24 protein-coding genes are annotated in these 23,582 nt (G+C 51.9%); 17 read left to right on the forward strand and 7 right to left on the reverse strand.

Translation table 11 applies throughout. The features are described from left to right. Positions 1 to 71: 71 nt before the first annotated feature. Genes M3085_RS04500 through M3085_RS04510 form a run of 3 tightly spaced genes read right to left on the reverse strand, consistent with a single transcriptional unit; the run spans position 72 to position 5,043 of the window. Positions 72 to 1,325: an MFS transporter gene (locus tag M3085_RS04500; protein ID WP_204499941.1), complete on the reverse strand. Its 1,254-nt coding sequence runs from the start codon at positions 1,323 to 1,325 to the stop codon at positions 72 to 74. A gap of 4 nt (positions 1,326 to 1,329) precedes the next feature. Further along, entirely contained in the window at positions 1,330 to 2,649 is a 1,320-nt protein-coding gene (locus tag M3085_RS04505) for a SpoIID/LytB domain-containing protein (protein WP_249052400.1), read from the reverse strand. Between the two features lie 12 nt (positions 2,650 to 2,661). Further along, a complete protein-coding gene (locus M3085_RS04510) occupies positions 2,662 to 5,043 on the reverse strand; it encodes a DUF4922 domain-containing protein (RefSeq protein ID WP_249052401.1) in 2,382 nt (793 codons plus the stop codon). A gap of 167 nt (positions 5,044 to 5,210) precedes the next feature. Here M3085_RS04510 and rlmN point away from each other — a divergent pair, with 167 nt between their 5' ends. From rlmN to M3085_RS04550, 8 genes are read left to right on the forward strand one after another with little or no spacing between them, the layout of a single operon-like run. Next, entirely contained in the window at positions 5,211 to 6,242 is a 1,032-nt protein-coding gene (gene rlmN, locus M3085_RS04515; protein ID WP_191709571.1) for a 23S rRNA (adenine(2503)-C(2))-methyltransferase RlmN, read from the forward strand. Between the two features lie 27 nt (positions 6,243 to 6,269). Continuing rightward, on the forward strand, positions 6,270 to 7,322 hold the full coding sequence (locus tag M3085_RS04520; RefSeq protein WP_191709570.1) for a DUF4837 family protein: 1,053 nt from the start codon (positions 6,270 to 6,272) through the stop codon (positions 7,320 to 7,322). A gap of 9 nt (positions 7,323 to 7,331) precedes the next feature. Next, complete coding sequence (gene pdxA, locus M3085_RS04525; RefSeq protein ID WP_191709569.1) at positions 7,332 to 8,426, forward strand: 4-hydroxythreonine-4-phosphate dehydrogenase PdxA; 1,095 nt, start codon at positions 7,332 to 7,334, stop codon at positions 8,424 to 8,426. 28 nt (positions 8,427 to 8,454) lie between these two features. After that, positions 8,455 to 9,162, forward strand: coding sequence for an NDP-sugar synthase (locus M3085_RS04530; RefSeq protein ID WP_191709568.1), 708 nt, complete (start codon positions 8,455 to 8,457; stop codon positions 9,160 to 9,162). 24 nt (positions 9,163 to 9,186) lie between these two features. Then, positions 9,187 to 10,062 (forward strand): hypothetical protein, encoded by an 876-nt coding sequence (locus tag M3085_RS04535; RefSeq protein WP_191709567.1) that lies wholly within the window; start codon positions 9,187 to 9,189, stop codon positions 10,060 to 10,062. 2 nt (positions 10,063 to 10,064) lie between these two features. Beyond that, on the forward strand, positions 10,065 to 11,003 hold the full coding sequence (locus tag M3085_RS04540) for a CDP-alcohol phosphatidyltransferase family protein (RefSeq protein WP_191709566.1): 939 nt from the start codon (positions 10,065 to 10,067) through the stop codon (positions 11,001 to 11,003). 4 nt (positions 11,004 to 11,007) lie between these two features. Continuing rightward, positions 11,008 to 11,730: an HAD family hydrolase gene (locus M3085_RS04545; protein WP_249052402.1), complete on the forward strand. Its 723-nt coding sequence runs from the start codon at positions 11,008 to 11,010 to the stop codon at positions 11,728 to 11,730. 25 nt (positions 11,731 to 11,755) lie between these two features. Continuing rightward, positions 11,756 to 12,952: a sugar MFS transporter gene (locus tag M3085_RS04550; protein WP_249052403.1), complete on the forward strand. Its 1,197-nt coding sequence runs from the start codon at positions 11,756 to 11,758 to the stop codon at positions 12,950 to 12,952. 21 nt (positions 12,953 to 12,973) lie between these two features. Here M3085_RS04550 and M3085_RS04555 read toward each other — a convergent pair whose 3' ends face one another. Continuing rightward, positions 12,974 to 13,852 carry an Rpn family recombination-promoting nuclease/putative transposase gene (locus M3085_RS04555; protein WP_249052404.1) on the reverse strand — a complete coding sequence of 293 codons (879 nt, stop codon included), beginning with the start codon at positions 13,850 to 13,852 and terminating at the stop codon, positions 12,974 to 12,976. Between the two features lie 102 nt (positions 13,853 to 13,954). Beyond that, positions 13,955 to 15,424 carry a sodium:solute symporter gene (locus M3085_RS04560; protein WP_249052405.1) on the reverse strand — a complete coding sequence of 490 codons (1,470 nt, stop codon included), beginning with the start codon at positions 15,422 to 15,424 and terminating at the stop codon, positions 13,955 to 13,957. 87 nt (positions 15,425 to 15,511) lie between these two features. On the opposite strand from M3085_RS04560, the gene recR reads away from it, so the two are divergent. The 3 genes from recR to M3085_RS04575 are packed head-to-tail and all read left to right on the forward strand — an operon-like array spanning position 15,512 to position 17,167. After that, positions 15,512 to 16,129 carry a recombination mediator RecR gene (gene recR, locus M3085_RS04565; RefSeq protein ID WP_191709561.1) on the forward strand — a complete coding sequence of 206 codons (618 nt, stop codon included), beginning with the start codon at positions 15,512 to 15,514 and terminating at the stop codon, positions 16,127 to 16,129. 37 nt (positions 16,130 to 16,166) lie between these two features. Beyond that, on the forward strand, positions 16,167 to 16,634 hold the full coding sequence (locus M3085_RS04570) for a hypothetical protein (RefSeq protein ID WP_191709859.1): 468 nt from the start codon (positions 16,167 to 16,169) through the stop codon (positions 16,632 to 16,634). Continuing rightward, entirely contained in the window at positions 16,631 to 17,167 is a 537-nt protein-coding gene (locus M3085_RS04575; protein WP_249052406.1) for a GNAT family N-acetyltransferase, read from the forward strand. The genes M3085_RS04570 and M3085_RS04575 overlap by 4 nt, the downstream gene beginning before the upstream one ends. A gap of 9 nt (positions 17,168 to 17,176) precedes the next feature. Here M3085_RS04575 and M3085_RS04580 read toward each other — a convergent pair whose 3' ends face one another. Together M3085_RS04580 and M3085_RS04585 are read right to left on the reverse strand one after the other, a co-directional pair. After that, positions 17,177 to 17,692: an O-acetyl-ADP-ribose deacetylase gene (locus M3085_RS04580; protein WP_204499744.1), complete on the reverse strand. Its 516-nt coding sequence runs from the start codon at positions 17,690 to 17,692 to the stop codon at positions 17,177 to 17,179. 17 nt (positions 17,693 to 17,709) lie between these two features. Next, positions 17,710 to 18,306, reverse strand: coding sequence for a YqgE/AlgH family protein (locus tag M3085_RS04585; RefSeq protein WP_191709558.1), 597 nt, complete (start codon positions 18,304 to 18,306; stop codon positions 17,710 to 17,712). A gap of 346 nt (positions 18,307 to 18,652) precedes the next feature. On the opposite strand from M3085_RS04585, the gene M3085_RS04590 reads away from it, so the two are divergent. From M3085_RS04590 to M3085_RS04615, 6 genes are read left to right on the forward strand one after another with little or no spacing between them, the layout of a single operon-like run. Continuing rightward, positions 18,653 to 19,789: an N-acetyltransferase gene (locus M3085_RS04590; protein WP_191709557.1), complete on the forward strand. Its 1,137-nt coding sequence runs from the start codon at positions 18,653 to 18,655 to the stop codon at positions 19,787 to 19,789. Positions 19,790 to 19,805: 16 nt separating this feature from the next. Beyond that, complete coding sequence (locus M3085_RS04595) at positions 19,806 to 21,026, forward strand: beta-ketoacyl-[acyl-carrier-protein] synthase family protein (RefSeq protein ID WP_178256302.1); 1,221 nt, start codon at positions 19,806 to 19,808, stop codon at positions 21,024 to 21,026. A gap of 25 nt (positions 21,027 to 21,051) precedes the next feature. Next, the gene (locus tag M3085_RS04600; protein ID WP_178256301.1) at positions 21,052 to 21,297 is read left to right on the forward strand and encodes an acyl carrier protein; all 246 of its coding nucleotides are present in this window, start codon (positions 21,052 to 21,054) and stop codon (positions 21,295 to 21,297) included. Then, on the forward strand, positions 21,294 to 21,713 hold the full coding sequence (locus tag M3085_RS04605) for a beta-hydroxyacyl-ACP dehydratase (protein ID WP_249052407.1): 420 nt from the start codon (positions 21,294 to 21,296) through the stop codon (positions 21,711 to 21,713). The genes M3085_RS04600 and M3085_RS04605 overlap by 4 nt, the downstream gene beginning before the upstream one ends. A gap of 10 nt (positions 21,714 to 21,723) precedes the next feature. Then, positions 21,724 to 22,098 (forward strand): beta-hydroxyacyl-ACP dehydratase, encoded by a 375-nt coding sequence (locus M3085_RS04610; protein WP_178256300.1) that lies wholly within the window; start codon positions 21,724 to 21,726, stop codon positions 22,096 to 22,098. Next, positions 22,095 to 23,576 (forward strand): phytoene desaturase family protein, encoded by a 1,482-nt coding sequence (locus tag M3085_RS04615; protein ID WP_249052408.1) that lies wholly within the window; start codon positions 22,095 to 22,097, stop codon positions 23,574 to 23,576. The genes M3085_RS04610 and M3085_RS04615 overlap by 4 nt, the downstream gene beginning before the upstream one ends. Positions 23,577 to 23,582: the final 6 nt, after the last annotated feature.

Here is a 23,582-nt window from a genome sequence, read left to right on the forward strand (position 1 = left end):
CCGCCTGTGCGGGCGTTTGGGGGCGTATGCGATACGTCACGGCATGAAGGGAGCAGATATCTGCATGTCTGTCAGTCGTTTATCTTATCCTTTAGCCGATAGGTTACGCCGAATGTAACCAGCGTGCATACCATAATCCAGATAAAGAACAGCCGGTAGCCCAGCAGCTCCTGAATCCATCCCGCCACCATGCCTGGTATCATCATGCCCAGCGCCATAAACGCCGTACAGATGGCGTAGTGGGCAGTTTGGTGACTGCCTTCCGAAAAGCGGATGAGGTAGAGCATGTAGGCGGTGAACCCGAATCCGTAGCCAAACTGCTCGATGAAGATGCAACTGTTGATCAGCGTCAGACTTTCCGGCTGGGCGTAGCTGAGGTAGATGTAAACGGCATCGGGCAGGGAGATGGCACACACCATCGGCCACAACCACCGGCGCAGTCCGTGGCGGGCGGCGGCTATCCCGCCGAGAATCCCCCCGACGGTAAGTCCGATGATTCCTATCGTTCCCTGCGTGAATCCGATTTGCTCGGTCGTCATGCCCAGTCCGCCCTGAGCGAGCGGGTCGAGCAGGAACGGAATGCTCATTTTGGCAAGCTGGGCTTCGGGCAGGCGGTAGAGCAGCATGAAGAGGATGGCGGTGGCGGCATGTTCTTTTCGGAAGAACGAGCCAAACGTCTGCATGAAATCTTTAAGCAAGCCGATAAACGGGCGCGCCTTAGCGGAAGCGTCGGAGGGCGGATGCGGTAGCGTTACGGCGTGGTACAGCCAGAGCGCGATGAACACCCCTGCTGAGAGAAAAAACGTCAGACTCCAAGCGTAGGCGATGCGTCCCGTGTAGCGTTCCAAGAAGCCTGCCAGCATGATGAGCAGCCCCTGTCCGGCGATGGTGGCGATGCGGTAAAACGTGCTGCGGATGCCCACGAAGAAAGCCTGTTGGCGGGTGTCGAGCCCCAGCATGTAAAACCCGTCGGCAGCAATATCGTGGGTGGCGGAGCTGAACGCCATGAGCCAGAAAAAGGCGAGCGTGTAGCGGAAATACCCGTCGGCGGGAAGCGTGAGCGCCACCCCCGCCAGCGCAGCCCCTATCAGCAACTGCATACTTACAATCCACCAGCGCTTGGTGCGCAGCAGGTCGACAAACGGACTCCACAGCGGCTTGATAACCCACGGCAGGTTCAGCCATCCGGTGTAAAGAGCCACTTCGGTGTTTGATACGCCCATGCGCTTATACATCACGAGCGAAAGCGTCATGACCACCACGTAAGGCAGTCCCTCGGCAAAGTAGAGGGTAGGAACCCAGCTCCACGGCGAATGTGTTTTCATCAGTCTATTCATAAAGTTTGCTCAGGGTTGCCCCTTTATAATAATGTAACAGGATGTCGGTATAACGGTAACCGCGTTCGCCCATCACCGCCGCCCCTATCTGGCACAGCCCCACGCCGTGGCCCCATCCCGCCCCGGTGAGGGTAAAGGTTTCGGGTGCGCCATCGTGTTCCGCGCCGTAGTCTACCACGAACGCCGAACTGAACAGATGGGTTGCCGACAACGCCTTGCGTATTTCCAGTTCTTTGCCGATGACGGCAGTACGCCGGCTGCCCGTGATTTTCAGTTTGCAGATGCGCCCCGACTTGCCCCGCTCTACGGCAGTGAGGCGGAGAATCTTCCCGAAGTCGATGCCCGTCTTGCGGCAGATGAGAGCCGACAGCTCCTCCTGCGCATACGTCACCCGCCAGCGGTAAAAGTCGGTGGTAGCCCGGTCGTAATCATTCAGAATCACCGACAGGAGGTGCGCGTCGCGGGTGTTACACAGCGCGTCCGGAGCGTGGCGAATCCACTGTTCCGCTTCCTCCTCACGGCTCAGGTCGGGCAGGGGAGACGGCTCTGCCGCATCTCTTACGGGGCGCAGGTACGGATAATTCTTGTCCTCCCAGCAAGTGGAAAACACCTCGGTGGCACCGCCGCAACACTTCGAGAAACGAGCGTCGCAGATTACCCCGCCGTAAGTCAGCACCTCGCCGCGCGTAGCTTCGATTGCCGCCTTCACCGCCGGGGTAGAAGCCTTCGTGATGCCCTGATACCGCTGGCAGTGGTCGTCGGCACACACATGGAACAGCGTGTGGTCTTCGTGGTCGTACCAGCGGATGTACTCGTTTTCGGCAGAGGCTACCGAATGGCCGGAATACATCACCCGATAGGCATCCGAAGCCTGCCTGCTGATTTGCGCCAGCAGCCAGCTCCGCGAGATGACGGCATGAGCCTTCAGAAACTCCGGAGGCGAGGCAGCATTCATTTCCGAGGAGATGACACTCGTCAGGTAATCTTCGGCAGGAAGCTGGTTGACAGCCGTTACCTTCCCTTCGGCAGCGATGAAGCGCAGCCTGCCCGTAAACGTCTGGGTCTCTTTCCGCTCCCAGTGGAAGTGGATTCCGATGGTTACGTGGTGTATCGAGAAAGAAGCCTCCTCCCCGGTAACGGGAGTAAAAAACAGCTCACGGTACGTTTTCCCGTTCCACCGCAGCCGATTGCCTTCGGCGGTTATTTGCTGACTGCCGCATACCGTCTGCCCCTCGGCGCGGAACGGAGCATTCAGCGTGAAGTCTATCCTTTCGGCACTGAGGATGCCTACATGTATTTCGGGTTCTTTCATGTCGGTCTTGTTTTATAAGGTTACTTCCCGGTAAATCTGCCGGATATCGTCTGCCGTAATGCCTTCGAAATCTTTTTCACGGCACGTTACGATGATACCTCCCATGTCCAATGCCCCCGGACTGATGAGGCGTTGGGTATCATCGTTTGCGGCATAACATTGCGGGCGGTGTTCCTTTCGCGGGAAATAAGCCAGCGTAAATCCCCGTGCCTCGTCCATCCATGCAAACAGGTTATACCGCGGTTCGGCTTCGCCGGTGTGTTGCGGCAGGCTGTTCAGGTAGCGGGTTACGAGGAGGGGCGCGTACTTATACCCCCGTTCGCTTACAAAAGCATGAATCGTACACGGGTAATCGTTTATCCGATACTCCGTACAGCAGCCTCCCGTTTCCAGCTCGCAGCGCCCAAGCTCGTCGGCAGTAAGCATCAGCCGTTTCCATTGGCGGATAAACGGAATATCCTGTTGCAGGGCAGCCTGAAAATGAAAATGGTCGGGCGCAGAAGCCCCGCATTTCGCCCCGTTATAAAACAGCGCATAGCCTTTCGCAAAATGTTCGTCTATCCACTCCAAGAGCCTTCCCGGAAGCTGCCGGTCGGTCTTGTCGGCAAGCACCTGCGGCTGGTGGCGCACGGCAGACAAGGTAAGATGTTCCGGCAAGATGGGATAAGGATTTACGCGGAGCGTGAACCCCTCGTCAATCCCGATGCGGATGCTGCTTTGTGCTTCCGGTTTGTTTTCCTCGCAAAGAAAGCACGGACGCGCCTCGATGGAAGCCTTGTCGAGCTTGGCACAGGTAGACACGGCTCGTTCGGGATTATACTGTACAAGGATGTCTGAATCGCCGATGCGGAAGCTGCGCAGCCTGATGCGGTTCAGCTCCCGGTGATTATTCTTCGCCAGCTCCCATTTTTCGAACTGTCCGGCAAAAAAAGCCTCTTTGGGCGGACACGGCGCCGAGGCGTCGAGATTTTTGGCAAGCTCCTGTCTCAGCCGGATTTCCAGCGTGCGCAGGCTGTCTTTGTACGCATTGTTGCGGTTGATTTGCTCGATGCTCAAGGCGGCATCCGAGTTTCCCTCCCAGCGGCGGCAGAGGTAGAGCACATCGTAGATGCGCCCGATGCGGTAACGGCGCGAAAAGCACAGTCCGAGTGCATAATCCTCTCCGTAGCTGGTGTTCGGGATACGCATTTGCCGTAACAGAGGCGTGTAGAAAGCCCGCGGCGCACCCAGCCCGTTGACACGTAGCGCGTTGTTATGTCCGTTCTCGCGGCTCCACTCGCGATGGTCGATAACCCCCGGCGGAAGCGTGTGGAGGTTGAAGTCCGTCATGCGGTACGAGCCGACCACCATCGCACAACGCTCGCGGCGGAACATGTCGACGATGGTTTGCAGCGTGGCGGGCGAGCTGTATAAATCGTCGCTGTCAAGCTGGACGGCAAAGCGTCCGCACAGCGGATGGTCGATTCCCACGTTCCAGCACCCGCCGATACCGAGGTCGGTATGTGAGGGGACAAGGTGAATCACCCTCCGGTCATCGGCATAACGGGCAATGATGTCCGCCGTACCGTCGGTAGAATGATTGTCAATCACAATCACGTTAAACGGGAAGTCGGTTTGCTGTTCCACCGCCGAGCGGATGGCATCGCCGATGGTTCGCACCCGGTTCCTCACCGGAATAATCACCGAAGCCTCGTATTCAAAATCGCCCTTCTGCGGGTCAATCCCCTCCGTGGGTTCGGGCAGAAACGCCCCGATGTCTTTCAGGTAATACGTAAACGCCCGTTCGCGCTCCACCTGCACTTGCCGGTTGCGCGGGTCAACATAGTCGAACTGCTTTTCTTCGGGGCGGCGCGTGTCGTTCTCCTCCATTTCGGTGTAAAGATACTCGCGGATGTGTGTCAGTTCATGCGTCCGCGTAAGAGCAAGCCGGAGCGCATACAGCGCGGAATACTCATAATCGGGCTGGGCACCCATCAGGCGGAACGCATTTTTCAGACACTCCGTTTTGAAAAGCATCACCGAGCCGAAATCGAAATCATCCCTTACGCTGCCCGGCTGATAATCTGCCACGGGATGCGGTTTGCGCGTTCCGTCCTCCCACCGGTAATGGTCGGCGTACACCATCCCCGTTTCCGGGGCGTTCAGGTAATCACACATGCGCTCCAGCGCCTTGTATCCCAGCTCCAGCGGCTGAGGCTTTATATAAAATAATGTATAAGGCGTGTCTGCCATCGAAACCACCTTATGCAGCATCTCTGTCGACTCCATGCTCGCCGCCGGCAAGTCCAGCTCGTCGGGAGTAACGACGCGCGCTGTCGGCAGGCAATCCTTCAGGTTGGTAACGGTGTTGTCAGAAGGACAAGAATGGTCGTGAAAAAGAAAACAAGTAATCATTTTGTTCCATGAATTAAGTTAGTGTAGAACAAAGGTAATGATTCTTGCCGGAATATAAGATGCAAGGGAGGGCAATCGTTAAAATCTTTCTATTTTTAACGGACTTATTTATTTTTTGCCTAACTTTGTACGCTAATTGTATTTTCGGAATTAATAAAAAAGCAGATATGGCGAAAATTCCTTTGCTGGGAAAAACATTAAGTGAACTGGGCGAAATCGTGAAAGACTTGGGGATGCCCAAGTTTTCGGCTGGTCAGATAGCCGGATGGCTGTACGACAAGAAAGTAGCAACGATTGACGAAATGACCAACCTCTCGCAGAAAAACCGGGAGCGGCTGAAAGAAACGTACGAGGTAGGGGCGAGCAGTCCGGTACACGAAATGCGCTCGGCAGACGGCACGGTGAAGTATCTTTTCCGTACGCCGGAAGGTAATTACATCGAGTCGGTTTATATCCCTGACGGCGAGCGTGCCACGCTGTGCGTGTCCTCGCAGGTAGGGTGTAAGATGAACTGCATGTTCTGCATGACGGGGAAGCAGGGATTTTCAGCCGACCTGACTGCTGCCCAGATACTGAACCAAATCTACTCGCTCCCCGAACGCGACACGCTGACCAACGTGGTTTTCATGGGGATGGGAGAGCCGATGGATAATTTAGACGAGGTGTTGCGCGCGCTGGAGATACTTACCGCCGACTACGGTTATAAGTGGAGTCCCAAGCGCATCACGGTGTCTACGGTGGGGCTGCGCAAGGGATTCGAACGGTTCTTGCGCGAAAGCAACTGCCATTTGGCGGTGAGCCTGCACTCGCCTTTCCCGGCACAGCGCCGCACGCTGATGCCTGCCGAAAAAGCCTTCTCCATTACCGAAATGGTGGAGATTCTGCACCGGTACGATTTCAGCAAGCAGCGCCGCCTGTCGTTCGAGTACATCGTGTTCAAGGGCGTAAACGACAGCCTGATCTACGCCAAAGAGCTGGTACGCCTGTTGCGCGGATTGGAGTGCCGGATGAACCTGATTCGTTTCCACGCCATCCCCGGAGTGGACTTGGAAGGAACAGACATGGACTCGATGATTGCTTTCCGCGACTACCTGACGCGCCACGGACTGTTTGCTACCATCCGTGCCTCTCGCGGAGAAGACATTTTTGCCGCTTGCGGTATGCTCTCTACGGCACGCCAGCAGGCAGAAAAAGAATGAGATATTAATTTTTTAAACAAGAGGGATATGAAACGATTTGCCTTTTATTTGAGCTTTATGTTGGCAGTTCTTTCGCTTGCTTCGTGTCGAGAAGGAGGAAAGAGCATGATAACCCCCGTAGCCAGCGGACGTCCTTACGAAATACTGGTTGTGGCAGACGATAAATGTTGGATGAGCCCTGACAGTGCATTGTTCCACGTGTTGGATACCGATGTTCCGGGACTTCCCCAGTCGGAGCGTTCGTTCCGTATCTCTCGTGTGCGTCCCGATTACTTCGAACGCGGGATGCGTCTGTTCCGCAATATCATCATCGTAGATATCCAAGACATCTATACGCAGACCAAGTTCAAATACTCACGCGACGTTTATTCTTCGCCGCAGATGATAATGAGCATCCAGTCGCCTAACCAGAAAGACTTTGCCGAGTATGTGTCGAAACACGGTCAGGTGATAGTCGATTTCTTTACCCGCGCCGAGATGAACCGCGAGGTAAGCCAGCTGAAAACAAAACACAGCGAAGTGATTTCGGCTAAGGTGGGAAGCCAGTTCGACTGCGACGTGTGGCTGCCCGTAGAGCTGAATTCGTATAAGACGGGAGAACAGTTTTTCTGGGCATCGACCCAACTGAACGATATGAACTTCGTAATGTATTCATATCCCTATACCGACAAACAGACGTTTACAAAGGCGTATTTCATCCACAAGCGCGACTCGGTGATGCAGATTAACCTGCCCGGCTCGGAAGAAGGCATGTACATGCAGACGGCAGACTCTTCATTCGTGAGCGTGAGAAACATTGCCGTGAAGGGCGATTACGCATTCGAAGCACGCGGACTGTGGGAAATGAAGAACGACGCAATGGGCGGCCCGTTTGTGGCACACGCCCGCGTAGACCGTGCCAACGGCAGGGTGATAGTAGTCGAGGGATTCGTATATAACCCCGGAAAATTGAAACGCGACCAGATAAGAAAGTTAAACGCTGCACTCTATACCCTGAAGCTGCCTTCTGAAAAAGAAGCGCCCGAAATAACGGTAGACCAGTCGATAGCGGAAGAAAAGAAAGAAGGAGAACAGAAATAAGAAGTGAATATGGAAGAACGTAAAATAAAGGTGGGTATCACCCACGGAGACATAAACGGCATTGGTTACGAGGTTATATTGAAAACCTTTGCCGACCCCGCGATGTTTGACCTCTGTACGCCGGTTATCTACGGTTCGCCGAAGGTGGCTGCTTATCACCGCAAGGCGATGGATATTCCCACCAATTTCAGTATCGTGGCTTCTGCCGCCGATGCGCAAGAGGGGAAACTGAACATCGTAAACTGCATCGAGGAGGAAGTGAAGGTTGAACTTACCAAGCCTACACCGGAAGGCGGACGTGCCGCGCTGCTGGCACTGGAAAGGGCGCTTGCCGAATACCGGGAAGGATACTTCGACGTGCTGGTGACGGCGCCGATAAACAAATCGACCATCCAGTCGGACGACTTTCATTTCCCCGGACACACCGAGTACATCGAACAGCGCGTAGGCAACGGACAGAAGGCGCTGATGATTCTGCTGAAAGACGATTTCCGCGTAGCACTCGTTACGGGACATATCCCGGTGAGCGAAATATCGAAAGACATTACCAAAGAGCTGATAAAAGAAAAACTCGCCATCTTCCATCGTTCGCTGAAGCAAGACTTCAATATCGACAGTCCGCGCATCGCCGTGTTCTCGCTGAACCCCCATGCCGGCGACGAAGGGCTGCTGGGTACGGAGGAACAAACCGTGATTACGCCTGCCATACAGGAAATGGCGGAAGAAGGTGTGCTGTGTTTCGGTCCTTACCCTGCCGACGGGTTCATGGGTTCGGGAAACCATACCCATTTCGACGGCATTCTGGCGATGTATCATGATCAGGGGCTTGCACCGTTTAAGGCACTTGCTATGGATGAGGGGGTCAACTTTACGGCGGGGCTTCCCATCGTGCGCACTTCGCCCGCCCACGGCACTGCTTACGACATTGCCGGACAGGGCATCGCTTCGGAAGACTCGTTCCGTCAGGCTGTTTACGTAGCCATCGACGTGTTCCGCCACCGCTGCATCGAGAGAGAAATCAGTGCCCATCCCCTGCGGAAGCAGTATTACGAAAAACGCGATGACAGCGATAAACTTAAATTAGACACTATCGACGAAGATTGAATCAGATAAAAAGAAACTACGATAAAACATGAAATTTGCAATAATCTCAGCCGGAGAAGGTTCCAGACTTTCCCAAGAGGGTGTCCGGTTGCCCAAACCGTTGGTGCAACTCAACGGTACGGCAATGATTGACCGCCTGATTCGCATTTTTGAAGCAAACGGAGCCGAGCAGGTGGTGGTAATCATCAATAATGAAGTCCCCGAAACGAAAGCGCATCTTGCCGAACTGAAAAAAACTTCGGGCGTACCGCTGGAGGTCGTGGTAAAAACCACCCCCAGTTCGATGCACAGTTTTTATGAGTTAAGCAGATACCTGAAAGACGATAAATTCTGTCTTACTACCGTCGACACGATATTCCGTGAAGACGAGTTCACGCGCTTTATCGAGGCATTCAAGGCATCGGACAAAGACGGTATGATGGCAGTAACCGATTACATCGACGACGAAAAACCCCTCTATATCTCGACCGATGAAGAGCTGAACATTACCGGATTCCATGACGAAGCCACCCCGCAGTGTCGTTACATTTCGGGCGGCATCTACTGCCTCACACCGAAAGCCATCCGTACCCTTGAAGGATGTATGGAAAAAGGCATGTCGCGCATGAGGAATTTCCAGCGTCAATTAGTGGCAGACGGGCTTCGGCTGACTGCCTATCCGTTTTCGAAAATATTAGACGTAGACCACGCAAGTGATATAGTAAAAGCTGAGGCTTTTCTGAATCGAAAGGAATAAATAAAAAAGATTGAGAGTAAAAAGATGTTTGTAACAGACAAGAAGATTCGGGTAGTGGGCGTGAGCCGTGGTAATGAATACTCGCCGAATCATGTAGGAAACGACGCTGCTATCTTCAGAATAACAGCCGAAAGTTTGGAAAAAAAAGGATGCGAGGTAATCCTTTATCCTGAGAAGGAGTTTGTGAAACAAGGTATTGAGGCAGATTTTATCTTTGATATGGCACGCGACAGGGCTACCATCAACCGCTTGAAAGAACTGGAAGACAACGGGGCTACGGTGGTCAACTCGGCGTATGGCATCGACAACTGCGTGCGCAAGGCGATGACCGAACTGCTGGTAGCCAACCACGTTCCCCATCCGCGCAGCTTCATCATCCCCACCGACGGGGCTTTTACCCCGGACGTATTTCCGTGTTGGATAAAGCGGGGCAATTCCCACGCGATGGTGAAAGAAGATGTAGTTTACGTAGAGTGTCGCGAAGAGGCGGAACACGTGCTGGCAGACTTCCGCCGGCGCAACATCCCCGAAGCGGTAGTCAACGAGCATCTGGTAGGCGACTTGGTGAAGTTCTACGGCGTGCGCGGAACCGATTTCTTTTACACTTTCTATCCCACCGAGCAGTCGCACAGCAAATTCGGACTGGAAGCCATCAACGGCGAAACGCGCGGATTTCCTTTCGACGTAAAGAAACTCCAAGCATACGGCAATCAGGCAGCCGAAGCCCTGAACATATACATCTACGGAGGCGACTGTGTGGTATCATCGACGGGAGAAATCCGTATCATCGATTTCAACGACTGGCCCAGTTTTGCCCGCTGCCGCGAAGAAGCAGGACCCAAAATAGCGGAATGTATCTATAATTGCATAACTCAAAAAACAGAAAAACTAAACGACTGATTATGGAAAAGAAAGGATTTGAGGCTTCTTTCAAGTCGATGGATACGGAAGAGTTCCTTGATATCTATTTTAACCGTCCGATAGGTTACGCTTGGGCGTTGTTTTTCAAACGCTTCGGGGTACATCCCAACGTGGTGACCATCCTGTCTATCATCTTGGGCATGGCGGCAGGAGTGATGTTTTATTTTCCCGACATGAAACATACGCTGGCAGGAATCTTTCTGCTGATGTGGGCAAACCATTACGATAGCTGCGACGGGCAGTTGGCACGGCTCACCGGAAAGAAAACCCGCTGGGGACGTATGTTAGACGGCTTTGCGGGCGACTTGTGGTTTTTTACCATCTATGCCGCTATTTGCCTGCGGCTCACCAACGACCCCCTGCCTTTCGGGATAGGAGCCGGCGAAGGCATGACGTGGGGCATTTACATCTGGATTCTGGCGCTCTTCTCAGGCACCATCTGCCACAGCAAGCAGTGTACGCTTGCCGATTATTACCGGAACATCCATCTGTATTTTCTGAAAGGCACGTCGGGCAGCGAATTAGACAACTTCAAACAGCAGCGCGAGATATTCTACAGCCTGCCGTGGAAACACAATTTCTGGTGGAAGGCTTTCCTGTACTTCTACGGAAATTATACCCGTCAGCAAGAGCAGATGACGCCTAACTTCCAGCGTTTCTACGCATTGGTTCAACAAAAGTACGGCAACAACATTCCGCAGGCACTGCGCGACGAGTTCCGCACCCTGAGCCTGCCGCTGATGAAGTACACCAACATCCTCACCTTCAACACCCGCGCCATCGCCCTCTACATCAGTCTGCTGATAGGCGAACCGTGGCTGTATTTTATCTTTGAAATCGTAATAATGACGGCACTCTTTGTTTACATGCGTCACCGGCACGAAGCGATGTGCGCCCGTCTGTATCAAAAATATAAATGACAAAATGAAAAAGCTGGAAGATATTAAAGGTATCATCTTTGATTACGGAGGAACAATTGACACGAACAGCCGCCACTGGGCAGAAGTGTTGTGGGGCGAATACGAAGCTCTGCAAGTGCCCGTCAGCAAGGCGGATTTCCGCGAAGCATACGTACACGGCGAACGCACGCTGGCACGCATCCCGCTGGTAAAACCCGAACACGACTTTCACGATGTGTTGCGCATCAAAACCGATATTCAGATAACTTACCTCGTAGAACAGGGAAAACTGAGCGAAGCCGATGCTGCCGGGAAAGCGTATGCCTGCAAGGTGGCAGACGCTTGTTACCAATACGTATTAAACGTGTTACAGCGCACGCGCCCCGTGGTAGAAACGCTTGCCGGACGCTACAAGTTGGTGTTGGTATCTAATTTTTACGGAAACATCCAGACCATTCTGAAAGACTTCGCGCTGTCCGACTGTTTTTCAGACATCATTGAATCGTCGGTGGTAGGCGTGCGTAAGCCCGACCCTGCCATCTACCGGTTGGGCGTAGAGGCTATGGGATTCCCGGCAGAAAACATCCTCGTAGTGGGCGATTCGTTCTCGAAAGATGTAGTACCGGCAAAAACCGTAGGCTGCAAGGTGGCTTGGCTGAAAGGCGAGGGATGGGGCAACGAAACCATCGACGAAACCCTGCCCGACGTGATTATCACCGATTTGCCCCAACTGTTGTCTTATTTGTAATAACCGTTCAGAAAGGAGTCGTGATATGAAAAAACAGCGCATCGCTCTGGTAGAAAAACGATACCTCATACCGTTTGTTCTGCTTACGTCTTTATTCTTTCTGTGGGGGTTCGCACACGCTATTTTAGACGTATTAAACAAGCACTTCCAAGAACTCTTGGCGATAACCAAAGCCCATTCTGCCATGATACAGGTTACGATGTACATGGGCTATTTCATCATGGCGATACCCGCCGGACTGTTTATCAACCGTTTCGGTTACCGTAGGGGAGTGGTGTTCGGACTGCTGCTTTACGGGGTCGGTTCGTTGCTCTTCATCCCCGGCCAGCATTGGATGTCGTTCAACTTCTTTCTTTTTTCACTCTTCGTCATCGGTTGCGGACTGGTGTTTCTCGAAACAGCCGCCAATCCCTATGTAACCGAGCTGGGAGCAAAAGAAACCGCTGCCAGCCGCCTGAACTTCGCACAGTCGTTTAACGGGTTAGGCTGCATTTTCGCCCCGATACTCGCCGCACTGGTGCTGTTCTCTGACGACAAGGAACCTTCGGGCAACGTGGCATTGCCTTACACCATCATGGGTATCATCGTGCTGCTGGTGGGCGTGGTATTTTCGCGCGTCAGCCTCCCTGAAATCAAGCACGAAGTAGAAACGGACGAACAGGGAAATCGCGTCAGCCTGTGGTCGCATAAGCTGTTTATCTTCGGACTGATAGCCCTCTTTGCCTACGAGGTGGGAGAAATATCCATCAATAGTTTCTTTATCAACTACGTAACCGACCAAGGCTGGATGAGCCCCCGTCAGGCATCGCTCGTCCTTTCGTTCGGCGGACTGAGCCTGTTTATGGTGGGACGTTTCGCCGGAAGTTGGATAATGAGCCGCGTACGCGCCGAAAAAATGCTTTTCTGCTGCGCCACCGGTACCGTACTGACCACCCTCTGCGTAGTGATGGACTTGGGTATGGCATCGCTAATCGCCCTGCTTGCAGGCTATGCGTTCGAAGCCATCATGTTCCCCACCATCTTTGCCCTCTCACTCAGAGGTTTGGGAAGCCATACCAAGCGTGCTTCCTCCTTCCTGATGATGTCTCCCGTGGGCGGAGCGGTAGGTCCGCTGCTGATGGGCTACGTAGCCGACTGCTCCACGATGAGCATGGCATTCATCGTCCCCTTTGTTGGCTATTTGGTAGTATGGTTTTACGCCCGTAAGATGATGCAGGCGTAAAACCACACAGCTTTTCGACTGTCATAGCCGTTCCACCTCTTCAGCGGAAAGTCCCGTAGCCTTGCATGTATCGGCGGTAGACAACCCCATCCGCTTCAAGTTCCGGGCTATTTCCAGCTGTTTGCTTTTTTCACCTTCAGCTCTGCCCTCAGCTCTACCTTCCACTCTGCCTTCTTCCCGTTCTGTAAAAATATTGCTTTTCAGGATGACAATATTATCCAGATGCCGGTAATACGCTTTAAGTTCCTCTTTGCTCATCTTGTCCAGCTTCAACTGTTCCCGCGCCTTGTCAAGTCCGGGCGCAGTGGCATTGTCGGGTATTTCTCCTGTGTTAAGATAATATATCCATTCTTCGAGCGGACTTTTTGCCACGCTGTTAAAATCGTTCACTTTCAAAATGTAATACTCCGGATACAGCTGGCTTACGGTATCTGCCTTGAATGTTTGTTTTTGGAAAGGAGTCAGTTCAAGAATATCTCCTTTGTGTATCCCTTTGAATTCGGTTTTTCCGTGATACACATAATCTTTCCCATGACCGAGCGAGAAATACACGATGTTGATGCTATATACTTTTCTTACTTTCTCATATCCCTCTCCTCGGTTTATGTATTCAGTGACCAATTTTGATGTGCCGAAAAGCATCCGCTGGAAATAAGCATACTCATTGTTGTTTTGTATTTCCACAAGAAAGAGTTCTCCCTTATCGTTTTCGGCAAGCATGTCTACTCTGTTATATTTGTCGAACTCCTCTTCTTGGTTGCTTTCACTCTCAAGCAGTTTCTGTATGTGTATGTTTTCTTTCAGTAGCGTGGTAAGCAACCCCTCCAGCACATTAAAGTTCGCTTTGTTTCTGAGCAACCTCTTCATTGCCCAGTCGAATCTTATATAACTGTTTGCCATATATTTGTCGTTTTTAGCAAAAGTACGAAATAATATCAGTATTCCAAATTTTCACCGCAGATTAAATAAGTTATAAAAATAAAGCAATATCTGCTAATGAGGCTATGATACGGGCGATTGGGGTAGCCGGCGGTTGAGGCTCAGGAGCAGTAGCCCGATGAATGTAAGCAGACCGTTGACCATCAGAATCTCGTAGCCGAACTGGTAGCCGGTGGTGGAGGAGATGAGGAGGGAGAGCAGGTAGCAGGCCACGGGGGAGGCGATGGCTATGTAGGGCACGAAGCGGTCGCGGGGCTGTCGGCGGGTGAAGAGTCCGAAGCAGAACAGACCCAACAACGGGCCGTAGGTGTACGATGCCAGCACGTAAATCATGTCGATGACACTCGGACTGTCTATTGCCTTGAATGCCAGCATACATGCGATGAATACTACCGAGATGAGCAGGTGTGACAGCTTACGGATGCGTTGCGCTTTCTGTTCAGGGTAACGGCTGATGTTCAGCAGGTCGATGCAGAAGCTGGTGGTCAGGGCGGCAAGGGCAGAGTCGGCGCTCGAAAAGGCGGCTGCTATGATGCCGATGGTGAAAAGTACGAGAACCGTGTAGCCGAGATGCCCTCCGGCGGCAAACATGGGAAGGATGTCATCGCCTTTTGCCGGAACGTCTAAGTGGAGCCGGGAGGCTACCGCCAGCAGCAGGATGCCCAGCACGAGGAACAGCAGGTTGACCGGAACGAACGATACACCGTAACAGTACATGTTTTTCTGGGCTTCACGAAGGTTGCGGCAAGAAAGGTTTTTCTGCATCATGTCTTGGTCGAGCCCTGTCATTACGATGGTGATGAAGATACCGCTGAAGAACTGTTTGAAGAAATTCTGTTTCGACTGCCAGTCGTCGAACACGAAGATGCGGCTGTGTTCATCGCCCGCCACCAGTTCTATTGTTTCTTTTGCGCTCAGCCCCAATGTGCCGATTATCTGATACAGAATCAGTCCTAAGGCAGCCAGCAGGCAGAGCGTTTGCAGGCTGTCGGTCCACACGATGGTGCGTATTCCGCTGCGCCGCGTGTAAAGCCAGATTAGCACGATGGTGCCTGCGGCGGTCACGGCAAACGGGATATGGTAAGCGTCGAACACGTAATGCTGGAGGATGAGGCATACCAAGTACAGGCGTGCGGCAGCTCCCAACAGCTTCGAAATCAGGAAAAACGATGCTCCCGTCTTGTAAGAGCATCTTCCGAGGCGTTCGCCCAAGTAAGTATAAATGGAAGTCAGATTCAGCCGGTAATACAGCGGCAGCAACACATGGGCGATGATGAAATAGCCGACGGCAAACCCCAGACACGTCTGCATGTAAGTCATGTCGATGCTGCCCACCATGCCGGGAACAGACACAAACGTAACTCCGGAGAGCGATGCGCCTATCATGCCAAACGATACGATGAACCACGGCGACTGGCGGTTGCCACGGAAAAAAGCGTCGTTGTCGGTATGGCGGTTGGCGGTGAGTCGGGCTACCAGCAGCAGAAGCCCGAAGTAAAGAAATATCGTGATAAGGATAAAAGTGCCGTTCATGATGAATCTGTTTCGTTAAGGGGTACAAAGATATATAGAAAATTAGTAAATTTGCCCGCGCAATCAAAAAATAAGAAACTGAATCAAATGAATCAACAATATCCGTCGGTGTTGCTCGAAAAGGCAGTGGGAGAGTTTGCCAAACTTCCGGGTATCGGGCGCAAAACCGCCATGAGGCTGGTGTTACACCTCCTGCGTCAAGACGCACAGACCGTAGAGGCGTTCGCCGGTGCCATCGTAACCCTGAAGCGCGAGGTGAAATACTGCAAGGTGTGTCATAACATCTCCGATACGGATGTTTGCCGCATCTGTTCCAACCCTGCGCGCGATGCGTCTACCATCTGTGTGGTCGAGAATATCCGCGACGTGATGGCGGTCGAAAATACCCAGCAGTTCAAGGGGCTGTATCACGTGTTGGGCGGGGTGATTTCGCCGATGGACGGCATCGGTCCCTCGGATTTGCAAATCGACAGCTTGGTAGAGCGCGTGAAAGGCGGTTCGGTAAAGGAAGTGATACTGGCGTTGAGCTCGACGATGGAAGGCGACACCACAAACTTCTACATCTTCCGCAAGCTGAGCGGGCTGGACGTAAAACTGACGGTCATTGCCCGCGGTATTTCGATAGGCGACGAGCTGGAGTATACCGACGAGGTTACTTTAGGACGTTCGATAGTAAACCGCATAGCGTTTACGGGGACGATGTAACGGTGGGTGCGTACCTTTTTAATATAATTGTGTAATGATGGAGAAAAAGATAAATCGTTTGTTGCGGCGTTTGCAACTGGAGTTTGTTCTGATGTGGGCGATAGTAGTGGCAGAGGTGGTGCTTTTTGAGGCAGATTTTCTACCGCAAGGAACACTGACCGCTAACGCTAAGGCTGATTACTTCATGCGGTTGAGTGGGATATTGCTAGCGTTAGCGTTGATACCCTTGTCTCTCCGCCTGTTCAACCTCTCTCTTACCCGCTACGTAAGGCAGTTGCCGCTGCCCGGTGCGCTGGTTAGTTACCGCAGGTGGAGCGAGGTACGCCTTTCGTTATTGCTTGCTCCGGCAGTCTTTAATCTTACTTCTTATTATTGTACGCTGAACACAACCGGATTGCTGTGTACGGGGATGGTGATGATAGCTTCGCTTTTCTGTGTGCCCGGCCGTCAGCGTCTGCTGTCTGAGCTTGATTTGATAAACCCCGCAGATGAGGCTGAGCTATGAAAGACTGGACGGATGAAATTACGCTTCGTGCGCCTGAGCCCGAAGACTTGGATATGATGCTGGCGTTTGAAAACGATGCAGAACTGTGGGCGGAAGGAACGGCTACCGGTCCTTATTCGCGTTTCCAACTGAAGACTTACCTTTCAGAAGCTCAGAACGATGTGTTTGTCGACCGTCAGCTCCGTTTTATGATTGTCCATCACGACCGAGGCACGCTGGGCATGGTAGATCTCTGTACTTTCGACCCCCGTCATAACCGTGCCGAGGTAGGCATCATGGTTTGTAAGGAGATGCGCGGACAAGGAGTGGGGCGTAAGGCGCTGCTGCTGCTTGAAGCGCATTGTTTCGACTTGCTGGGCATTCATCAGCTTTATGCCTACGTGCGGAAAGACAACGTGGGCTGTATGCGCTTGTTCTTGTCGGCAGGATATGAAGAATGCGGCTGCTTGCATGATTGGGTTCGGGTGCGGGGCAGATACCATACCGTCTGCATGTTGCAGAAACTCAATCCTTTGCGTGACACGCAGATTTGAATCCGGCGGTTACGGGCGGGCTTGCAATAACTTTTCGTAAATCCTCGCGTCTTCTTCCAAAAAACAGCAGAAGATGACCTCGCCTTTATAACTTCCGCTGTCTATATGGCGTAAAACCGTGTCGAAGGCGATTTTGGCAGCCTCTTCATGCGGGTAGTTATATACCCCGGTGCTGATACACGGAAAAGCGATGCTGAGCAGGTTATGTTTCTCGGCCAAATCCATAGCCGTGTCATAACACGATGCCAACAGCCGGGCTTCGTTATGTCCGCCCCCGTGCCACACAGGACCTACCGTATGGATGACTTTCTTACACGGCAGGTTATAAGCATCTGTCATTTTGCTTTCTCCCGTCGGGCAGCCACCCAGAGTGAGACACTCTTTTAAGAGTCCGATGCCGGCAGCCCGATGGATGGCACCGTCTACTCCGCCACCGCCAAGCAGCGAGTTATTCGCCGCATTCACGATGGCATCCACACTCAGCCGGGTGATGTCGCCTTTCAGTATCTGTATTGTCTTTTTCATGGTTTCTAAAGCTCTGCTTAGTTCAGTGAAGGAAACTGGGGGTATGTAGCCCAAATGTTGTACGGGCTTCCCATATTTTCCAGACAGTTTTTCCAGCAATGGTGTTTGAATTGTCCTCTCAGGAAAGTCATCGGATTGCTGTTCCCGATAATCCACGAATTTTCTTCAATTTCCTGTTCCAGTTGTCCATACGTCCATCCCGCATAGCCGGTAAAGAAACGGATGCGCCCCTCTACGGGATTTCCTGCCATGATGTAATCTTTTATGAACTCGAAGTCGCCGTTCACGTACAGCCCGTGTCCCAAAGGCACAGCTCCGTCTAAGAAAGAAAGCGAATGAATGAAAAACAGGTTGTCTTTATCCATCGGTCCTCCCGGGTAGACAGGAACCTGTGGTCCGTATTTTAACTCCGGGACTATCATGTTCAGAGTGTATGTCGTGTAAAAGCGTTTGTTTACAACAAGTCCTACGCTTCCTTCCGAGTCGTGTGCTACCAGCAGGATGACCGTACGCGCAAAGCGATAGTCGGGCAGCAGCGGAGAGGCGATAAGGATGTTTCCGGCGTGTACCGGAAAGGTCTTGTTTGATTCTACATGGAAAATACTCATGTCCATACTTGCATTGTCTGTTTTTATTGAAATATTCATCTAAGATATTGACTATTGTTGGAATAAAAAAGTTTTTGCCTTTATTTTTTATCATTTTCTTTATTGTCTTGGTGCGGACGAAAGGAGCAGATCGGTGCGTGTCGGTTCTTTTTTTATTGTGAACCAAAGGCATACCGGTTTTTCCGAAACGTTTCCGAAAAGCCCGTTCGGGCAACTTAAAGAATGTTTGCATGGCTGTTTGTCTTTTAAGACGGGCAGAAATATTCCCAATCGCTGAAAAAATAGTCAAAAAGTTGTATTTGAATTTTCCCGACTTTGCTTTCAAACAACTATTTGTATTTTTGCATCCCGTATGAGAAATATTAGTGTAAATAGAGTCAGGACGAAGCGTGAAATGAACGATTTTCTACGGTTTGCAGACAAATTATATGCTAATTGTCCGTATTATGTTCCCGATTTGCGAATGGACATCCGCGAGACGTTCGACCCGCGTAAAAACACGGGACTGGAGTTTTCTGAAATTCAGCCATTCATTGCATACGATGCAGAGGGAAATCCCGTAGGCCGCATAGCCGGTATCATCAATCATCACGCCAATGAGAAGTGGCATACCAAGAATGTCCGGTTTGGGTTTGTTGAGTTTATTGACGACTTGGATGTTTCGGGTGCGCTGCTTCACGCGGTGGAAGAGTGGGGCAGAGAACGCGGCATGGACTGCATACAGGGACCGATGGGAATTTTCGACTTCGATAAGGAGGGCATGTTGGTAGAGGATTTCGACCAGATGGGTTCGATGATTACCATTTATAACTATCCTTACTACCCCAAACACATGGAGACGCTGGGGTATGAAAAAGAAGTAGACTGGGTACAAATCCGGATAGACATCCCCAAAGAGATTCCTGAGAAATATGCCCGCGTGTCAAGTCTGTCGAAAGAACTCTTCGGGCTTAGTGTCAAGAAGCTGACCAATGCCGATGTTTACAAGCGCGGATACGGGAAGAAAGTGTTCGAGCTGATGAATAAGGCATATTCGCCCCTGTTCGGATACACCGAACTGTCGGACAAGCAGATAGAACAGTACGTAAAGCGTTATTTCCCGCTGATAAATAACCAGATGCTGCCTGTCATCGAAAACGATAAGGGCGAGCTGGTAGGTGTGGCGATAACAATGGGCAGTTTGTCGTATGCGTTGCGCAAGTCGGGTGGAAAATTGTTCCCCTTCGGGTGGTATCACCTGCTTCGCGCCCTGAAGTGGAAGCATGAAGACAAGGCAGAACTGCTGCTCATAGCCGTGCGTCCCGATTATCAGGGGCTGGGCGTGAACGCCTTGTTCTTTGCCGACCTGATACCTATTTATAATAAGTATCATTTTACGTGGGCGGAAACCGGGCCGCAGCTGGAAAGCAATGTAAAAGAACTATCGCAATGGAAACCTTTGCATCCCACCTTTACCAAAAGGAGGAGATGTTATAAGAAAAAATTATAAATTTAAGATTAAAGTTATGGAAAGAAGAGTGGTAATAACAGGTATGGGCATTTGGTCTTGTCTGGGAAAAACGCTTGAAGAAGTACGTAACTCGTTGTACACGGGGAAGAGCGGCATCGTTTTCAGTCAGGAGCGTAAAGATGCCGGATTCCGTTCCGCCTTATGTGCCCATGTAGAACATCCCGACCTGAAACCGTTTGTTTCGCGCAATTTCCGTCAGTTTATGCCCGAAGAGGCTCAATATGCTTACATGGCAACTCGCGCGGCACTTGAAAATGCAAAGTTGGATCAGGATTATATTAATACGCATGAAGTGGGTCTGATTTATGGCAATGACTCGGTGGCCGAAGCTACGATGAATGCGCTCGATAAGTTCCGCGAGTTTAAAGACACGGCAGCGTGTGGCAGCGGAGCCATCTTTCAGTCGATGAACTCAACGGTTACGATGAACCTCGCCTGCTTGTTTAAGTTGCGGGGCATCAATCTCACGGCATCTGCCGCCTGCGCATCGGGGTCTCAGTCGATTGGCTTGGGAGCTTTGCTGATACGCAACGGACTGCAAGACTGTGTAGTGTGTGGCGGAGCACAAGAGGCAAACATGTATAGCGTGGCGGCGTTCGACGGAATCCAGTCGTTTTCCGTACGCGAGGATGAACCCGCACGTGCCAGTCGCCCGTTCGACCGCGACCGCGACGGACTCGTGCCCGGCGGAGGTGCGGCGACAGTCATCCTTGAAAGCTATGAACACGCCGTGAAGCGCGGAGCACCCATTTTGGCGGAAATCGTAAGTTGGGGATTCTCAAGCAATGGCGACCATATCTCTACGCCTAACGTGGCAGGGCCTGCCCGTTCGCTGGAGCTGTGCCTGAAAAACGGGGGCGTTTCGCCGGCGGAGATAGGTTACATCAACGCTCATGCCACATCGACCCGCATCGGAGACAGCCGCGAAGCACAGGCGATAGCGCAGGTGTTCGCCGACAACAAGGTGCCGGTAACCTCAACCAAGAGCCAGACCGGACACGAGATGTGGATGGCGGGAGCCAGCGAGATTATCTATTCGATACTGATGATGAAAAACGGGTTCATCGCCGGAAACATCAACTTTGAGAACCCCGACGAGGATACCGCCTGCATCAATATTTTGCCCGAAACGCGCGAAACGCATTTCGACATGTTCTTGTCGAACTCATTCGGATTTGGCGGAACAAATTCAACCCTTATCGTAAAAAACTTATAATTACATCATAAAAAACACATTAGTTATGACACGCGAAGAAATAGTAGAAAAAGTAAATGCTTTATTATCCGAAGAATTTGAAGTAGAAGCAGAGGCTTTCACGCCGGAAGCAAACGTAAAGGAAACGCTTTCGCTGGACAGCCTGAGTTTGGTAGATCTTGTAGCTATCATTCAGCAGACCTACAAAATCAAGATTCCGGTAGCAGACTTGCGTGAAATCAAAACGTTTAACGACCTCTATACTTACATAGAGACTCATTTGCCTGCATGATGGAGATTGTAGATGTAACGAAGCTCGTCCCGCAGCGCGCCCCGATTCTGATGGTCGACAGGCTGACGGATGCAACGGACGATGTGGCTGTAACGGGCTTCGTTGTCAAGGCGGATAACTATTTTCTCGACGATGACGGCCTCTTGGCAGAAGTCGGGTTGATAGAACACATCGCCCAGTCTGCCTCAGCCTTTGCCGGATACAAGGCACTGCTCGCAGGGGCTTCCGAGCCTCCTGTGGGTTATATCGGCGAAATCAAGAAATTCCATTGTTACCGCCGTCCGGCTCCCGGCGAAGAGCTGAATACCACCATAACGATGGGAGCCGAGGTAGCCGGCGTTACGATAATCAAGGGCGAAACGCGGGTAAAGGATGAAACAGTGGCAGATACGCAAATGAAGATTTTCATTAAATAAGAATACCGCCATGTTGCTTGAAAACAGCTATTATAAAATCATCGGCCGGAGCGGAGAGGGCTTGGATGCCGTATTCCGCGTGGCGCTTCTTCCCGATTGCGAGGTATATAAAGGACACTTCCCCGGCAATCCGGTAAGCCCCGGCGTTTGTAATATAGAAACCATCAAAGAGTGCGCCATGTTACTTACGGGTAAGCGGTTGGTTATCGATACCATCAGGCAGTGCCGCCTTACGGCAGTGGCATCGCCGTCGGTGTGTCCCGAAGTGGAGGTTACGCTGAGCTGTTCGCCTGTCGGAAAAGGTTTTGCGGTGACGGCAAAGATAGCCGACAACGAGCGGACATACATGGAGTACAAAGGCGAGATGACAGTGATTACGGCATGAAGTATGATGTGATTATCATAGGCAGCGGATTGGGCGGACTGGTGTGTGCTTCGGTTCTGTCTCGTTCGGGGCGAAGCGTTCTTTTACTTGAAAGAGAAACACAGGCGGGCGGATGTATCCAGAGCTATAAACGCCGGGGGATGCGGTTCGATACGGGCTTTCACTACGTGGGAGGACTGGGCGAAGGACAGTCGCTTCATGCGGCGTTCGATTATTTGGGATTGCTCCGCCTTCCGTGGCAGCGCCTCGATGAGGCTTTCGACCGCGTGACCATCGCCGACCGCACGTTTGCTTTCATGCAGGGATACGATGCCTTTGTCGATGCATTGGCTGCCGAATTTCCTGCCGAGCGCAAGGGGCTGGAGCTGTATGCGAGGCTGCTGCGTTACACAGGCGAACATCAGTTTGATGCGTTGAATCCCTCGGCACCCGAATCGTCTGAATTTCCGGATTTGGTGGAGACAAGCGCATACGGATACTTGGAGCGTACGTTCAACGATTCGTTGCTGATAAACGTACTGAGCGGCACTTCGCTGAAAATGGAACTGCGGCGCGAGTCGTTACCCTTGTTTACATTCGCCCACGGCAACGGCAGTTTTATCGAAAGTAGCTGGAGGCTCAAGGGAGATGGTTCGCTGATAGTCGATTCTTTGCTGAACGACATTCGTTCGCGTGGAGGAGACATCGTTTACAACGCCGAAGTGACCGAGCTGGTGGAGCAGGGTGGAAAACTGAGATGTGCCGTCTGTGCCGATGGCGAACGTTACGAGGGCGATACCTTCATCAGCGATGTGCATCCCGCCGTTACGTGTGGCTGGGTAAAACAAAGCGAACGGATGAAAAAAGTGTATCGCAACCGCATTGCACGCCTCGAAAACACGTTTGGAATGTTTACCGTTTCGCTCGCTCTCAAGCCTCAGTCGGTTCGTTACTTCAACTGCAACCGCTATGTGTACCGTCGTCCCGATGTGTGGACGTTTTATCAGGCAGATGCTCCCGTAAGCGGGATTTTGATAAGTTGCCGTGTGCCGGACGACGGGAGTGAATACACCCGTCAGCTCGACTTGCTGACTCCCATGCCGTGGAGCCGCTGTACGCCGTGGACCGATACCACCGTGGGCAGGCGCGGAGAGGCATACCGTCAGATGAAAGAACAGATGGCAGATGAATGTATGACGCTGGCAGAACGCATTTTGCCGGGACTTTCCCGTCACGTGGAGGCACGCTATACCAGCACACCGCTTACTTATCGCGACTATACGTTCACGCCCGAAGGCTCGGCATACGGCTTGCGTAAAGACTTTAACAGCCCGATGCTGACGATGCTTTCGCCGCGCACTCCTATCCCTAACCTCTTGCTCACTGGACAAAATCTGATGCTCCACGGGTTACATGGCGTAACAATGACCGCCCTGTTTACCTGTGCCGAGGTAATGGGAAAAGAAAAAATTTGGAATATAGTAAATACGAATCAATAATAACAG

Source organism: Bacteroides caecicola (assembly GCF_023337095.1).
GTDB classification, from domain to species: Bacteria; Bacteroidota; Bacteroidia; order Bacteroidales; family Bacteroidaceae; genus Phocaeicola; species Phocaeicola gallinarum.

What these genes read in the sequence shown, in the direction of transcription:
- recR (WP_191709561.1), top strand. Translation starts at nt 15,512, where the DNA reads ATGAATCAACAATATCCGTCGGTGTTGCTCGAAAAGGCAGTGGGAGAG.
- M3085_RS04550 (WP_249052403.1), top strand. Translation starts at nt 11,756, where the DNA reads ATGAAAAAACAGCGCATCGCTCTGGTAGAAAAACGATACCTCATACCG.
- M3085_RS04595 (WP_178256302.1), top strand. Translation starts at nt 19,806, where the DNA reads ATGGAAAGAAGAGTGGTAATAACAGGTATGGGCATTTGGTCTTGTCTG.
- M3085_RS04585 (WP_191709558.1), bottom strand. Translation starts at nt 18,306, where the DNA reads ATGGACATGAGTATTTTCCATGTAGAATCAAACAAGACCTTTCCGGTA.
- M3085_RS04540 (WP_191709566.1), top strand. Translation starts at nt 10,065, where the DNA reads ATGGAAAAGAAAGGATTTGAGGCTTCTTTCAAGTCGATGGATACGGAA.
- M3085_RS04590 (WP_191709557.1), top strand. Translation starts at nt 18,653, where the DNA reads ATGAGAAATATTAGTGTAAATAGAGTCAGGACGAAGCGTGAAATGAAC.
- M3085_RS04500 (WP_204499941.1), bottom strand. Translation starts at nt 1,325, where the DNA reads ATGAAAACACATTCGCCGTGGAGCTGGGTTCCTACCCTCTACTTTGCC.
- M3085_RS04575 (WP_249052406.1), top strand. Translation starts at nt 16,631, where the DNA reads ATGAAAGACTGGACGGATGAAATTACGCTTCGTGCGCCTGAGCCCGAA.
- M3085_RS04510 (WP_249052401.1), bottom strand. Translation starts at nt 5,043, where the DNA reads ATGATTACTTGTTTTCTTTTTCACGACCATTCTTGTCCTTCTGACAAC.
- M3085_RS04520 (WP_191709570.1), top strand. Translation starts at nt 6,270, where the DNA reads ATGAAACGATTTGCCTTTTATTTGAGCTTTATGTTGGCAGTTCTTTCG.
- M3085_RS04555 (WP_249052404.1), bottom strand. Translation starts at nt 13,852, where the DNA reads ATGGCAAACAGTTATATAAGATTCGACTGGGCAATGAAGAGGTTGCTC.
- M3085_RS04600 (WP_178256301.1), top strand. Translation starts at nt 21,052, where the DNA reads ATGACACGCGAAGAAATAGTAGAAAAAGTAAATGCTTTATTATCCGAA.
- M3085_RS04560 (WP_249052405.1), bottom strand. Translation starts at nt 15,424, where the DNA reads ATGAACGGCACTTTTATCCTTATCACGATATTTCTTTACTTCGGGCTT.
- M3085_RS04570 (WP_191709859.1), top strand. Translation starts at nt 16,167, where the DNA reads ATGGAGAAAAAGATAAATCGTTTGTTGCGGCGTTTGCAACTGGAGTTT.
- M3085_RS04545 (WP_249052402.1), top strand. Translation starts at nt 11,008, where the DNA reads ATGAAAAAGCTGGAAGATATTAAAGGTATCATCTTTGATTACGGAGGA.
- M3085_RS04605 (WP_249052407.1), top strand. Translation starts at nt 21,294, where the DNA reads ATGATGGAGATTGTAGATGTAACGAAGCTCGTCCCGCAGCGCGCCCCG.
- pdxA (WP_191709569.1), top strand. Translation starts at nt 7,332, where the DNA reads ATGGAAGAACGTAAAATAAAGGTGGGTATCACCCACGGAGACATAAAC.
- M3085_RS04535 (WP_191709567.1), top strand. Translation starts at nt 9,187, where the DNA reads ATGTTTGTAACAGACAAGAAGATTCGGGTAGTGGGCGTGAGCCGTGGT.
- M3085_RS04615 (WP_249052408.1), top strand. Translation starts at nt 22,095, where the DNA reads ATGAAGTATGATGTGATTATCATAGGCAGCGGATTGGGCGGACTGGTG.
- M3085_RS04610 (WP_178256300.1), top strand. Translation starts at nt 21,724, where the DNA reads ATGTTGCTTGAAAACAGCTATTATAAAATCATCGGCCGGAGCGGAGAG.
- rlmN (WP_191709571.1), top strand. Translation starts at nt 5,211, where the DNA reads ATGGCGAAAATTCCTTTGCTGGGAAAAACATTAAGTGAACTGGGCGAA.
- M3085_RS04530 (WP_191709568.1), top strand. Translation starts at nt 8,455, where the DNA reads ATGAAATTTGCAATAATCTCAGCCGGAGAAGGTTCCAGACTTTCCCAA.
- M3085_RS04505 (WP_249052400.1), bottom strand. Translation starts at nt 2,649, where the DNA reads ATGAAAGAACCCGAAATACATGTAGGCATCCTCAGTGCCGAAAGGATA.
- M3085_RS04580 (WP_204499744.1), bottom strand. Translation starts at nt 17,692, where the DNA reads ATGAAAAAGACAATACAGATACTGAAAGGCGACATCACCCGGCTGAGT.